Origin of the sequence: Nocardia exalbida NBRC 100660, from assembly GCF_000308575.1 — a bacterium.
GTDB classification, from domain to species: domain Bacteria; phylum Actinomycetota; class Actinomycetes; order Mycobacteriales; family Mycobacteriaceae; genus Nocardia; species Nocardia exalbida.
Window position 1 is genome coordinate 58,679 of sequence record NZ_BAFZ01000162.1, and the last position, 13,925, is coordinate 72,603.

A 13,925-nucleotide genomic window follows, 5' to 3' on the forward strand; every position below is an offset into this window, starting at 1 on the left:
CCCCTCACCTCACGACTCGTAGCCGGTTGGGCTACCGCGCGGCCAGGTCGTCTCGGCCGTCGGCGAGTACGCACGCATCGCTGGCCTGCGTCCGCACCGGCTACGCCACACCTTCACAACTCGTCTCCGGCAAGGTGGCGCCGACCCCGCCCAAGTCCAAGCCTTGCTCGGTCACGCCTCCCTGGAGACCTCAGCGCGATACTTCCGAGCCGGACCCGCCGAGACCGCCGCCGTCATCGAACGCGTCTTCGATCGGTAGGCGCCCTGACCAGGGCATTGCCCCTTTTCGGCTTACCTTGGCCGCCCCCGTCACACTGGCCGGCTGCGGCCAAACCGACATCGATGCCCGGCATGTCGAACACAATGCCCGTGCCCGCACCGGCATCCGAGGATTCCTGCACTGGTGCATGACCAACCTCACCCGCCGGTTCCGGCTCCCTTGCTTTCATTGACGACTTCTGTCGATCTCACCCGTCTCGCCGGGGGTTCCGGTAGCAATCGCGCGAAAAGCAACAAAGTTGCCTTGACCTGCGGTGATGGCGGGTATCGGTAACCGGCGCGATACTACTGGTGGTGGTCGGGGCCGAGCAGGCTGGCGCTGCGCTCGCCGAGGTGGGTGAGCGCGGAGTGTCGGAGTTCGTGCAGGTCCCACCCGGTGTCGGGGCCGTTCGTGGCGGTGGCGGCGTCGAGCAGGGCGCGGGCTTGGCTTAGGACAGGCGGGCGAGGCCGGTGTCGGGGCAGATGTCGCGGTCTCGAGGACGTGCTCGGTGTGGCCAGGCATCCCGCACGGTCAGCATGCGATGAGATGTTTCGTGCGCCGTGGGCGGGTAGCCACCCCTTGACACCGACCGAGTCGAATTCCGTCGTACGAGGAGTGGTGACCGATGACATCGACCAACGTCCAGCCTATGAGCGCCTCGGGTCCCGACGCCGAACCGTTCGAGACGGTCGACGCCTATACCGGCGAAACCCTGGCCGAACTGTCCTACCAGACGACCGAGCAACTCGATGCCCTGCTCGAACGCGCGGACGACGCCTATCGGTCGTGGCGCGCGAAACCGATCGAGCAGCGTGCGCGGGTGGTGTCCGCCGCGGCGGATCTGATGCGCGAACGCAAGGACGACCTCGCCCGGCTGATCACCCGCGAAATGGGCAAACGCATTTCCGAGAGCGAGTTCGAAGTCGACCTCTCGGCGAGCATTCTGCAGTACTACGGCGAGAACGGACCGCGCATTGTGGAGCCCACCGCACTGCCGGTCGAGGAGGGCGAAGCCCAGCTCGTCAACCCACCGCTGGGGGTGCTGCTCGGCATCGAGCCGTGGAACTTCCCGCTCTATCAGGTGGTGCGGTTCGTGGCGCCGAATCTGGTGCTGGGCAACACGATTCTGCTCAAGCACGCAAAGATCTGCGCGCTCACCGCGCTCGAACTGCAGAAGATCTTCACCGACGCCGGCGCGCCCGACGGTGTCTACACCAACGTCTTCCTGCGGATCTCGGACGTCGAGCACGTCATCGCCCAGCCCGCTGTCCAGGGCGTATCCCTCACCGGCAGCGACGCCGCCGGTGCGTCGGTGGCCGAGATCGCCGGGCGGCACGTGAAGAAATGCGTACTCGAACTCGGCGGCAGCGACCCCTTCATCGTGCTCGACGCCGACGATCTGGACGACACGATCGATGCGGCGACCACCGGGCGGCTGGCGAATACCGGTCAAAGTTGTGTCGCCGCAAAACGTTTCATCGTACCGGACGAACTGTACGATCGCTTCGTGGCCGGTCTGGCCGAGCGGTTCGGCGCATTGCGTCCGGGCGACCCGTCGGATCCGGAGACCACACTCGGACCGCTCTCCTCTCCGAAGGCCGCCGAGGACCTGCTGGAACAGGTCCAGGATGCCCGTGAGAAGGGCGCCACGGTGGTCACCGGTGGCGGCCGCCCCGACGTACCGGCGCCCGGACGCCGGGACTCGTTCGTCGACGCGACGGTGCTGACCGATGTCACCCCCGATATGCGCGCCTATTCCGAGGAGCTGTTCGGGCCGGTCGCGGTGGTGTACCGCGTCGGCGACGAACGCGAGGCGATCGAGTTGGCGAACACCTCGAAGTTCGGGCTCGGCGCCACCGTGTACAGCAGTGACCCGGACCGCGCGCGAGCGGTGGCCGAGCAGATCGCCAGCGGCATGGTGTGGATCAACCATCCGACGTCCTTGGAGGCCGATCTGCCCTTCGGCGGGATCAAGAAGTCCGGTTTCGGTCGCGAACTGTCCGAACTCGGCATGTTCGAGTTCGCCAATCGCAAACTGATTCGCTCCCTGCCCCGCAAGACCGAATCCGCCGGTGTCGCGGGCTGACCGTTCGAAGGAGGAGATGCGCATGCGTGCAGCGGTGCTGCGGGAATTCGGTGGTCCGGAAGCACTCACCCGGGCCATGTGAGGTGCCGGTCCGGGAGCGAGCGGTGGAGGTGACGGGTGTGGCCTCGAGCCGGCCCGGACTGTGCTTTTCGACCAACGCTTTGAACAGGTAGGTCGCCCTGAGTGCCTGGTCTATCGGGTTGAGGTCGTTGGCGCGGGTGTGGACGGGATCTCTGTCGTCACTGGAGTGGTGCCAGCGGCCGTTGGGCTCGGCGGGTCTACCGGCAACTCGGCCTGAAGCTCACCTACGACCACGTTGCAGCCCTCGGCAGGGGCACCGAAAACATGGGCGAACCGGAGAACGTCTGCTCGTTGTGGGTTCGTTCTGGATCCCCGAGAGCGATCGAGCCGGGGTGGATAACGGGGAACGTCAAGGGTGTCGATGGCGACACGTGGCCGCAGCCAGGGCGGTAAGCGCCCTGGGGTTCATTTGCCGGTGACTGGATGGCACCACTGTGAGTCGTGGGAGTTGTAAAGGTCAGTCCTGATGAGCGAGTTGGGCGCGGAGTGTGTCCAGGCCCATGCCGCCGAGTTCGAGCGCGCGGGTGTGAAAGTCTTTCAGGTCGAACGCGTGCCCGGCGCGCTGACGGGCTTCGTCGCGGGCGGTGAGCCAGAGTCGTTCGCCGAGCTTGTAGGCGGGTGCTTGGCCCGGCCATCCGAGGTAGCGGTCGATCTCGTCGCGGGCCTCGGCTGGGTCGAGGACGGTGCGGGTCAGTAGGAATTCCGCGCCGAGGTCCGGTGTCCACCGCTTGCCGGGGTGGAAGCCGGCACCCGCGGGGATCTTCAGCTGCAGGTGCATCCCGATATCGACGATCACCCGTGCGGCGCGGAACAGTTGTTGTGCGAGCATGCCGAACAGATCGCCGTCGTCGCTGAGGTATCCGAGGTCGCGCATGAGGCGCTCGGCATAGAGTGCCCAGCCTTCACCGTGCCCGGCGGTGAACGACAACATGCGCTGGTAGGTGTTGAGCGATGCGCCTTGGGCGACCGCTGTCGCGACCTGCAGATGATGTCCGGGTACTCCCTCGTGGTACACGGTGGAGACCTCGCGCCAGGTGGCGAATTCGGTCTTTTCCGGGGCTACCGACCACCACATCCGGCCGGGTCGCCGGAAGTCCGCGCTGGGCCCGGTGTAGTAGGCGCCCAGAGTCCCACCGGGCGGCGCGATCGTGCATTCCAACCGCATCAACGCATCGGGGATATCGAAGTGTGTGCCGCGCAACGATGTCAATGCCCGGTCCGACAGGTGTTGCATCCAGGCTTCGAACTCGCTGCGCCCGTGTACCCGGTAGCGGGGGTCCGCGTCGAGGGCCGTGGCGGTTTCGGCGAGCGTCGCGCCCGGGATGATCCGGGCGGCGACCGATGCCATGTCGGCCTCGAGTCGTGCGAATTCGTCCCAGCCCCACTCGTAGGCTTCCCGCAGATCGACCGTGCTGCCGAGATGGTATCGGGACCAGAGCCGATACGCCTGCTCGCCAACGGCGTCAGCGGCCGGTGCCAGCGGCCCCAGCTCGTTGCGCAGGAAGCCGGCCAGGTCGGCATACGCGTGTTCGGCCGCGCGTGCGGCTTGCCGTAATTGCTGCGCCGGCGCGCCGTGCACACGATCGGCGGCGGCGACGAATGTGGAAAAGAACCCTGCCCCATCGCGCAGTCCCGCCCAGGTTTCCGCCTGCTCGGCGGTCTTGGTGATCTGCCGTTGTGCGGATACCTGTCCGCGCTGGGCGGCGCTCAACAACGAGGCATTCAGGCCCTGCAGCGTGCCGGGAATCTTGGCCAGTCGTGTGGCGATGAGCGACCAGCCCTCGGCGGTGCTGGTGTCCATCAGATCGAACACCATCCGAATGTCCTGTACCGGGCTGGAGATCACGTTCAGCGCCGCTGCCGGCAGGCCGGCCTCCAGTATCTCGATCTCGAGTCCGATACGGTCGCAGAACACGGCTTTCGCGACCCGCTCACCGTCGTCGGCAGGCTCGGCGGCCAGCACATCGCGCAACGCCGCGCGATAGATGTCCGCGCGAAGATCATGGCCGGCAGGCGAATAATCAGTGAGACAGTCCTGATCTCCGGTGAGCCCGAACATCGCGGCCGCCACCGGATCGGCAGCCGCGTACTCGGTGACGAACCGGTCACAGATCTGATGGACACTCTCGCCTGATGCCGTGCGGCGCACGCTACCGCCCGTCCGCTGGGCCGGGCACTGACCGCGTTGTGCCCACGATCGAATCGAGGGTGCCCGATATATCGAGATCATCGATGGTAACGGCGGGATCGCGGGTAACCGTACAAAGTATTCGCAGGTACCGGGCGATGACCGTATCGATCGTCGACCGATGGAAGAGGTCCGTCGCGTATTCGAGGGTCACGGGATACCCGTCGGCCGGTTCGGGGCTGTCGGTGACGGAGAAAATGAGGTCCGACCGCGAAATCCCGAGCGATACGGGATAGCCGGTGACCTGTATACCGGGGAAGCGGACGGCCGGGAAGACGTGACTCTGGAATACCAGTGTTACTGGTACCACGGAGGTCAGCAGTCGATCGAATGCGCCGGATCCGTCCGGATCGAGTAGCTCGACGAGATGTTGCAGCGGAAGATCCTGATGGGCGTATGCCGCCAGGGCCTTTTCTCTCACTGCGGCGAGTAGTTCAGCGAATGAAGCCGGCCCCTCGACGGAGACGCGGAGAATCCACGAAGCGTGGAAGAATCCGATGAGGTCGGTGAGGGCGTCGTCGACGCGGCCCGCGATCGGAGAGGCTATCGAGATATCGTCACCTCCGCCGAGTTGGCCGAGCAGCACCACCAGGGCGGCCTGGAGCACCATCGGGGCGGTGGCCCCGTGAAGACGTGCGATTCGCTGTATTCCAGCGCGGGTTCGGCTGTCGATGGTGAACTCTGCCGTGCTGCTGGGATGGCTGGGCCTCGCTCGACGCGGCAGGTCGGTCGGTAGTAGGCGATCAGTGGGGAGCCCGGCGAGTTCTCGCTTCCAATAACGGGATTGGCGGGAGAACTCACTCTCGGGATCGCTGGGGTCGCCCAGAAGCTGGTTGTGCCATTGGGCGTAATCGGCGTACTGGACCGGCAGCGGGGTCCATCGGGGTTCGGTGTGGCTCCGACGTGCGGTGTACGCGTGCGCCAGGTCACGGCCGAGCGGATGCAGGGACCATCCGTCGGCGGCGATGTGGTGAAGAACCAGCAGCACCACGTGTTCGTCCGTACCAGTGCGCAGTATCGCCGCGCGAAAGGGTATATCGGTTGCGAGATCGAATGGGTGCCGGGCGAGTTCGTCGACGATTCGTGCTGCGTCGGTCGCGTCCACCGGCGAATGGGAGGTGATGGTGATCGGGCAGTCGACGGGGTCGTGGATGTGCTGGTAGGGCTGCCCGGTGGGGGCCTGTCGGATAGTGGTGCGCAGAATCTCGTGGCGCACCACGAGGTCGTGTATCGCGTCGGTGAGCGCGGTTGTGTCGAGGGGGCCGGTCAAGCGCGCGGCGAGTGGCATGTTGTAGTTCGCCGAGGGGCCTTCGATGCGGTGGATGAGCCGAAGGCGTTCCTGGTTGGCCGACAGCGGGGGTCGCGCCGGCCGCTCCTGTGGGGTGAGGGACGGGCGTGGGGTGATGGTGTTGTCGAGGTGGGTGGTGAGTTGGGCGATGGTGGGGTTGTCGAAGATGGTGCGGAGGGGGATTTCGGTGCCGAGGGTGGTGCGGATCAGGGAGGCAAGGCGCGTGGCGCGCAGCGAGTGGCCGCCGAGATGGAAGAAATCGTCATCGATGCCCACTGCGGGGATGTCGAGTATTTCGGCGAAGAGGCCGGTGAGTAGGCGTTCGCGGGCGGTGCGGGGGGCGCGGTATGCGGTGGTGGGGGTGCGAGTGGGTTCGGGCAGGGCGTTGCGGTCGAGTTTGCCGTTGGGGGTGAGCGGGAGATTCTCGAGTGTGACGATTGTCGTGGGGACCATGTAACGGGGTAGTAGCGATGCCGCGAATCGGCGTATCTCGTCCAGGTCGGGATCGGCTGCGGTGTCGGTGACGATGTAGGCGGTCAACTGTGTGTCGCTGGTGTTGTCACCGCGGGTGTGGGCGAGTACTACGGCGTGAGTGATATCGGGATGGCGGGTGAGTGTGTTCTCGATGTCGCCGGGTTCGATGCGGAAGCCGCGGATCTTGATCTGGTCATCGGTGCGGCCGAGGTATTCGAGTGCGCCGTCGGGGCGCCGGCGGGCGAGGTCTCCGGTGCGGTACATGCGTTCGCCTCGAATGAATGGATCGGCGACGAACCGTAGCGCGGTCGGTCCGGGCCGATTGTGATAGCCGCGAGCGAGCTGGGCGCCGGCCACATAAAGTTCGCCGGCGACTCCGGTCGGTACCGGCTGTAGCCACGAATCCATTACGAAAACCCGGGTATTGGCCAGCGGATGCCCGATCGGTATCGGGCGATCGGGCGCGTCATCGGCGGTGAGTCGGAATATTGTCGCGAGAACCGTTGTCTCCGTCGGGCCGTAGCCGTTGAAGATGCGAACGCCGGGTAGGGCGGCCCGGCTCTGTTCGACGATTCCGCGCCGGAGGGGCTCTCCGGCGAAAATGATTGTTTCTGTGATGCTTTCGCCGTCCAATTCGTCGACCACCGCGGTGAACGCCGTAGGCACCGTGCTGACGATGCTTCCGCGCGAGTGGTGCTTCCGCAGCTCGAGAATATTTTCGACGAGTTCTATGGATGCGCCGGAGCACAGGGCGGCGAATATCTCGAAAATCGAGACGTCGAACGCCGCGGATGTACTTGCCACGATCCGGGTATCGGCTGTAATGCCCACTGCGGACGAAAGTTCGGCGATGAGGTTGGTGGTGTTGGCGTGGGTGATGGTGACGGCTTTGGGTCTTCCGGTGGTGCCGGAGGTGTAGATGAGGTAGGCGGGGTTGTGCGGGAGGGGTGGATTGTGGGGTGTGGGTGGGGTGGGCGTGTGGAGATGCCGGGCGTGGAGGTGGAGGCGAGGTGTGCTGGTCGGAGGTAGTGGGGTGGTGGTGTCCGTGAGGATCAGGGTGGGTCGGGCGTCGGTGATGATTTCGGCGAGCCGGGCCGGTGGGTGAGTGGGGTCGAGGGGTAGGTATGCGGCGCCGGTTTTCAGGACGGCGAGCATCGCGATGATGAGGTCGGGAGTGCGGGGTATAGCGATGGCGATGATGGTTTCGGGCTGTGCGTTGTGGGTCGTGAGGTGGTAGGCGAGGTTGGTGGCCCGGGTGTCGAGTTCGCTGTAGGTGAGGGTGCTGGTGCCGGTGTGGATGGCGATGTTGCCGGGGGTGTCTCGGATTCGGGCGTGGAGTAGGTCGACCAGGGTGGTGGGGTCGGTGTGGGTTTCGGGGGTGTGGCGGAGTCGGCGTAGCTCATCGGCGGTGAGCAGGCCGAGGCGGCCGACGGCGACGGTCGGATTGCTCGCCGCAGCGTGGAGGAGCTGCTCGTATCGCGCGATCAGGGTCTTGATCGTGTCGTCGTCGAACAGGGCGGTGGCGTATTCGATGGTGATCGGGTAGCCGTCGGTGGGGTTCGAGGCATTGGCGATCGTGAACGAGATGTCGACACGGGAGGTACCGCTGGTCATGGGCCGTGGAGTGGCGCGAAGATCCGGCAGTGTGAGGGTGGGTGGCGGTTCGTTGAGGAAAGTGAACAGGACTTGGAAGAGGGGATGGTGTGCGGCTGTGCGGGTGGGGTTCAGCTGTTCGACGATCTGGTCGAAGGGGGCGTCCTGGTTGGCGTATGCCGCGAGCGCCTTCTGCTTGACCTGTGCCAGTAGCTGGGTGAACGGCGCGTCAGGGGCGATGATGGTGCGCAGGACCCAGGTGTTGACGAAGAATCCGACCAGGTCGCTCAGCGCTTCGTCGGTGCGGCCGGCGATAGATGAACCGATGGGGATGTCGCGGCCCGCGCCGTACTTGTTCAGCAGGAGGGCCAGCGCGGCCTGCAACACCATGGCCGGAGTCGCGTTGCCCTCCCGGGCGAGTTGCTCGACGGCGAGACGAATGTCGGGTCCGATATGGAACGTCGCGGTGGTGCCCCGGTGATCGGCCGCGCCTGGGCGCGGTCGGTCGGTGGGGAGAGGGAGCAGATCCGGGAGCCCTGTCAGTTCGGCAGTCCAGTATCGAAGTTGTCGCGAAAGTAGGCTGTCGGGGTCGTCGATGGAGCCGAGTAGTCGGTTATGCCAAAGGGCGTAGTCGGCATAGTGGACCGGAAGCGGCGTCCACACGGGTTCGCGGCCCTCGCGGCGGGCCCGGTACGCGCTGGTCAGATCTTGTATCAGCGGAACCATCGACCAGCCGTCGCCCGCGATGTGGTGCAGTACCAGGGCGACGGTGTGGTCGTGATCGTCGTGCCGAAAGATCGAGGCCCGCAACGGAATATCGGACGACAGCTCGAAGCGATGGCTCGCCAGTTCGGCCAGTGCGGCCGTGGTGTCGGCCTCGGAGGTACTGCGATGGACTTCGATGGGAATGTGCAGATCGTCGGGATCCAGGATGCGCTGGTGGGGTCTTCCGTCGGCGTCGGCGTATACCGTGCGCAGAGTCTCGTGCCGGGCGACGACATCGGCGACGGCGGAGGTGAGCGCGGCGAGGTCGAGTGGCCCGTTCATCCGCACGGCCATCGGCATGTTGTAGGTGGCCGATGGGCCTTCCGAGCGGTGAAGGAACCACAGACGTCGTTGAGCGGAAGACAACGGCACCACCGCTGGCCGCCGCTGTGGTGTGAGGGGGGTGCGTGGGGTGGTGGTGTTGTCGAGGTGGGTGGTGAGTTGGGCGATGGTGGGGTTGTCGAAGATGGTGCGGAGGGGAATCTCGACGCCGAGCGCGGCGCGGATGCGGGAGGAGAGGCGGGTTGCGGAGAGGGAGTGGCCGCCGAGTTGGAAGAAGTCGTCGTCGATGCTCACCTCGGGTAGGCCGAGGACATCGCTGAACAGATCGGCCAGTGTCTTTTCCTGGGCGGTACCGGGTTTGCGGTATGGGACCGTGGATCGGATCTGCGGTGCCGGTAGGGCGCCGCGGTCGAGTTTGCCGTTGGCGGTGAGCGGGAGGTTGCCGAGTGGTATCAGCGCCGTCGGCACCATGACGTCCGGCAGTTGTGCCGCGAGGAATTCGCGGACTTCCCGGATGTCCACGGCGGCCGCCGGGTCGGTTACCAGGTAGCCGACGAGTCGGGTGTCGCTGGTGTCGTCGCTGTGAGTGTGGGCGAGGACGACGGCCTGGGTGATGCCGGGATGGCGGGTGAGGGTGGCTTCGATTTCGCCGGGCTCGATGCGGAAGCCGCGGACTTTGATCTGGTCGTCGACGCGGCCGAGGTATTCGAGCATGCCATCCGGGCGCCAGCGGGCAAGATCGCCGGTGCGGTACATGCGTTCGCCCGGGGCGAAGGGGTTGGCCACGAATCGGGCCGCGGTCGGTCCCGGCTGCCTGTGATAGCCGCGGGCGAGCTGACCACCGGCCACATAGAGTTCACCGGGCGCCGCCGGAGGAACAGGTTGCAGCCAGGGATCGAGGAGGAAGGCGTGGGTGCCGGCGACCGGTGTGCCGATGGGTATCCGATCGGGCACGGGGTCGGCCGGGGTGAGTGCGGCGGTGGTGACGTAGACGGTTGTCTCGGTGGGGCCGTATCCGTTGACGATGTGAGCGTCGGGGAGCCTGGAAAGGGTCCGACGGACGAGCGCGCCGGTCAGCGGCTCACCGATGAACACGACGGTATGCGGCGTGAGAGTCGCTGGAGCATCGAGAATTGCGGCAAACGCGGAGGGGACGGTGCTGACCAGTTCCCCGGCGGTCCCGGGGCGCCGGGTGAGTTCGAGGATGTTGCCGATCAGGTCCACGGTGCCACCGGTGGCGATCGTGGTCAGGATCTCGAACACCGAAACGTCGAATCCGGCGGAGGTGGCCGCGACGACTCGACCCGGGCCCGGCGGTCGAAGTGCCGCGGCGGCGGCAATGTGGGTCGCGAGGTTCCGGTGAGTGATGGCGACGCCCTTCGCGGCGCCGGTGGTCCCGGAGGTGTAGATGAGATACGCGAGGTTGTCGGGGTGGACGCGGACCCCGCCGTCGGGCTCTGTTGCGTCTGCGTCTGCTGCGGTGGAGTCGAGGCGGACTCGGGGTATCGCGGTGGGGGGCAGCGTGATGGTGCTGTCGGTGACAATGAGCTCCGGTCGGGCATCGGCGATGATGCGGATCAGCCGAGCCGGTGGATGGGTGGGGTCGAGGGGGAGGTAGGCGGCGCCGATTTTGAGCACGGCGAGCATCGCGATGACAAGCTCGGGGGTTCGGGGCAAGGCGATGGCAACGATCGAGTCGGCACCGAGGGCCGTGGTCGTGGAGCCGATCAGGCGGCGGGCGAGCCGGGAGCTACAAGTGTCGAGTTCGGCGTAGTCGAGGTGTTGATCGCCGCATATCAATGCCGTTGCGCCCGGAATCTTCCGGACATGGGTCGCAAACAACTCCGGCATGGTCGGGCCGATGTTCCCGGCGTCCGTAGCGGCTGCCGCCCCGCTCCGGACACGCAGAATCCGATCACGCTCGTCGGGGGTGAGCACCGAAAACCGTCGCACTGCCTCGGCCGGATCCGTTGCGGCGAGGGTATTCAGCAGCCCCAGAAACCGTCGATGATGTCCGGCCGCGGTCTCGGCCTCGTAGCGGTCCGCGTTGACGACAAGGTCGATACGTGTGCGGCTCGGAGTTCTCGGCAGGTCGTAGATGTCGAATGCCGCGTCCTGAACCAGTCCCGCCGAAACACTGTGTGCCGCAGCGCGATAGCCACCGAAGTCGAAATTCTCCAAAGATGACATGAAATTGAGCTGGAGTCCGGCAGAGTTTTCTACCCCGGTCGTGGCCCGCAGCTCTCGGGTAATGCTCTCGCCGCGATACCGATGATGCCGAACAACAGCGGATACTTCTCTGCCGACGGCGAGTAATAGTTCCGATATCGGCCCATCGGGATGAACTTCGATGCGCAGGGGAACCATATTCGCGACCGTGGCGGGCATTCGACGCAACACGCCGGATGCCCGCGCCGATACGGGAAGTTGAAGGAGCAACTCACAGCGGCCCGTCAGCTTGTGCACGTAGAGTGCCGCGGCGGCGATGAATACAGTCGACAGTCGAATACCGAATTCTGCGGCTGAACGCTGCAGTGCGGCGACGGTATCGGTATCGAGGTAGCCGGTGTGGCGGATTACGGAGGAGACCGGGCTACGCGTATTGCGATCCGCCAGTGTGGCAGGCTCCGGGGAGCCGTCGAGGCGGCCCCGCCAATAGTCGCGGTCCGCACGGTAGCGATCCGAGTTCCGATACATGTTCTCGGCATCGACCAGCGCGGCAAGCGACTCGAATCGTGACGGGGACGGCAACCGGCCGGCCGAATATGCGGAATAGAGGTCGGCGACGCGCTGAGCGATGAGGGTATAGCCCACACCGTCCATGACGATGTGATGGTACCCCTGATACCAGGCATTGCGATCGGCCGCGAGCTTGAACAGCGCAAATGTCACGAGGCCACCAACTTCCGGCCGCCGTGGATCGGAAAGCTCCGATCGCATCCAGTCTTCGGCGCGGCCGATCGGATCCGGATCGGTGCTGAAGTCGAACACCTGCAGAGTTCTCGCCGGCCGATCCGCGACGTACTGATACAGCGTGTGATCGGGCTGGGCGAATCGGGTCCGGAGCGACTCGGCTTCACACATCACCTGCCGGCATGCGCGGTCCATGAGCGTGGGATCGATCGGTCCGTCGATGAGGAAGTAGCCACCGAACCGATGGATCAGCGAGGACGGATGCAGCTGGTGCGTCAGCCAAATCTCGTGTTGCGCTTGGGTTGTCGGTAGCCGCGTACCGGACGCAGTGCCGTTGTTCATGCTCGCGCTCTCTCGATGCCTCGCCGGGCGGCCCGTGACTTTCTCAGTGGCACAGTGGTATCCATTCCTGCCTACGAACTTCGACCTGACCGAGCCGACGTGGGTGCTCGCTGCGACTGCACGGACCATCCAATGGCTAGCACGCGGAAACGGTGCACCGCAACGATTCCCATCGCTGGTGAAGTTCGCGGCTTTCAGCTCGATAACCTCATGGAAGGCCGCCGCGGCCAGTTCGATTCGGCCTGGTTGTCGAGAGTGACGCGGCCGGATTGGAGAACGATCATGAACGCAACGACGGGGACAATCGCGTCCGCGGTATCGGACCTCAGGACGACTCCGCTCGGTCAGCTGTCGGGCCAGAGCCTGTCCGACCTGATGAAGAACCTCAGCAACTCATCGGCTACGACCCTTTCCTTCAGCTCCAGGGTCTGATAGTCCGACGGAGCGAGCAAAGGCCGACTGAACCATGCACCCGAATTATGAACCGCTTCCTTTCCGGCAGTACGTGATAAAAGTGCACAGTCGGTGCGATCTGGCGTGCGACCACTGTTATATGTACGAGCACGCCGACCAGTCCTGGCGCGGCCGCCCCATGGAGTTCGCTCCGGAGACTGCCGCCCAGGTCGGGTTCCGCATCGCCGAGCATGCCGCGGGCCATGCGCTGCGGCGTGTCTCGCTCGTTCTGCACGGTGGCGAGCCCTTGTTGCTCGGTCCGGCCCGAACCAGGGAAACACTGGCTACGCTGACGGCGGCGATCGCCCCGGTCGCCGAGCCGGACCTCTACATCCACACCAACGGGGTACGGCTGGATGAAGAGTTTCTCGATCTCTTCGTGGAATACAATGTCCGCGTCGGTGTCTCGCTGGACGGCGACCGCGCCGCGAACGACCGTCACCGTCTCTACCGCAACGGGCGCAGTAGCTACGACAAGGTGCTCGCCGGTCTGGAGTTGCTGCGAAAGCCACAGTACCGGCAGCTGTACACCGGCCTGCTGTGTACCGTGGACATCGCAAACGACCCGGCGGCCGTGTATCGAGGCTTGCTCGAACAAGAGCCTCCCGCGCTGGATCTTCTACTTCCGCATTCCAATTGGGAACACCAGCCGCCCGGTCTGCGCGCGCCACGCGACCCCGACGACCCGACTCGCGGCGGCGGTGAGTATTCCGACTGGCTGATCGCGATGTTCGAGGCGTGGAACGCCGATGGACGGCCGGTGCCGTTACGCACCTTCGATTCGCTGCTGGCAGCGATGTACGGACGGCCCAGTGGCGCGGAGTCGTTCGGGCTGGATCCGGTCGACCTCCTGGTCATCGAGACCGACGGCACATTGGAACAGGTCGATTCGTTGAAGACGGCGTATCCCGGCGCGGCGGCCACCGGCCTGGATGTTTGGCGCAACAGCCTCGACGAGGCGGCCGCGATTCCGGGAATCACCGTGCGCCAGCAGGGCGTCGACGGCATCGGCGAAACATGCCGGTCCTGCACGCTGGTGCAGGTCTGTGGCGGTGGCTTCTACCCGGATCGATACCGGCCGGGCGCCGGTTTCGACAATCCCTCGGTGTATTGCGCGGATCTCAAGGAGTTGATCGAGTACATGGCGAAGACAGAAGCCGACGCAGGTCGGGGTGGTGCGCAGACAGCGGCTCGGGATTCC

At 65.5% G+C, this 13,925-nt stretch carries 4 protein-coding genes and 1 pseudogene; 3 read left to right on the forward strand and 2 right to left on the reverse strand.

Features of this window, described 5'->3' with window-relative positions:
- Nucleotides 1-73 precede the first annotated feature (73 nt).
- Nucleotides 74-259: pseudogene (locus tag ON29_RS35230) on the forward strand (tyrosine-type recombinase/integrase); the annotation flags it as partial.
- Nucleotides 260-884: 625 nt separating this feature from the next.
- Nucleotides 885-2,345, forward strand: a complete 1,461-nt coding sequence (locus tag ON29_RS31840; protein ID WP_085994982.1) for an NAD-dependent succinate-semialdehyde dehydrogenase — start codon at nucleotides 885-887, stop codon at nucleotides 2,343-2,345.
- A gap of 538 nt (nucleotides 2,346-2,883) precedes the next feature.
- On the opposite strand, the gene ON29_RS31845 is transcribed toward ON29_RS31840, so the two are convergent.
- Nucleotides 2,884-4,575 (reverse strand): DUF885 domain-containing protein, encoded by a 1,692-nt coding sequence (locus tag ON29_RS31845; RefSeq protein WP_040871915.1) that lies wholly within the window; start codon nucleotides 4,573-4,575, stop codon nucleotides 2,884-2,886.
- 1 nt (nucleotide 4,576) lies between these two features.
- Nucleotides 4,577-12,400 (reverse strand): non-ribosomal peptide synthetase, encoded by a 7,824-nt coding sequence (locus ON29_RS31850; RefSeq protein WP_083864210.1) that lies wholly within the window; start codon nucleotides 12,398-12,400, stop codon nucleotides 4,577-4,579.
- Nucleotides 12,401-12,737: 337 nt separating this feature from the next.
- On the opposite strand from ON29_RS31850, the gene ON29_RS31855 reads away from it, so the two are divergent.
- Nucleotides 12,738-13,925: FxsB family cyclophane-forming radical SAM/SPASM peptide maturase (locus ON29_RS31855; protein WP_157172980.1), on the forward strand; the 1,188-nt coding region annotated here is incomplete at its 3' end.

Bases quoted from the DNA above. Each gene is read 5' to 3' on its own strand.
- ON29_RS31850 (WP_083864210.1), bottom strand. From the start codon at position 12,400: ATGGTCCGTGCAGTCGCAGCGAGCACCCACGTCGGCTCGGTCAGGTCG.
- ON29_RS31840 (WP_085994982.1), top strand. From the start codon at position 885: ATGACATCGACCAACGTCCAGCCTATGAGCGCCTCGGGTCCCGACGCC.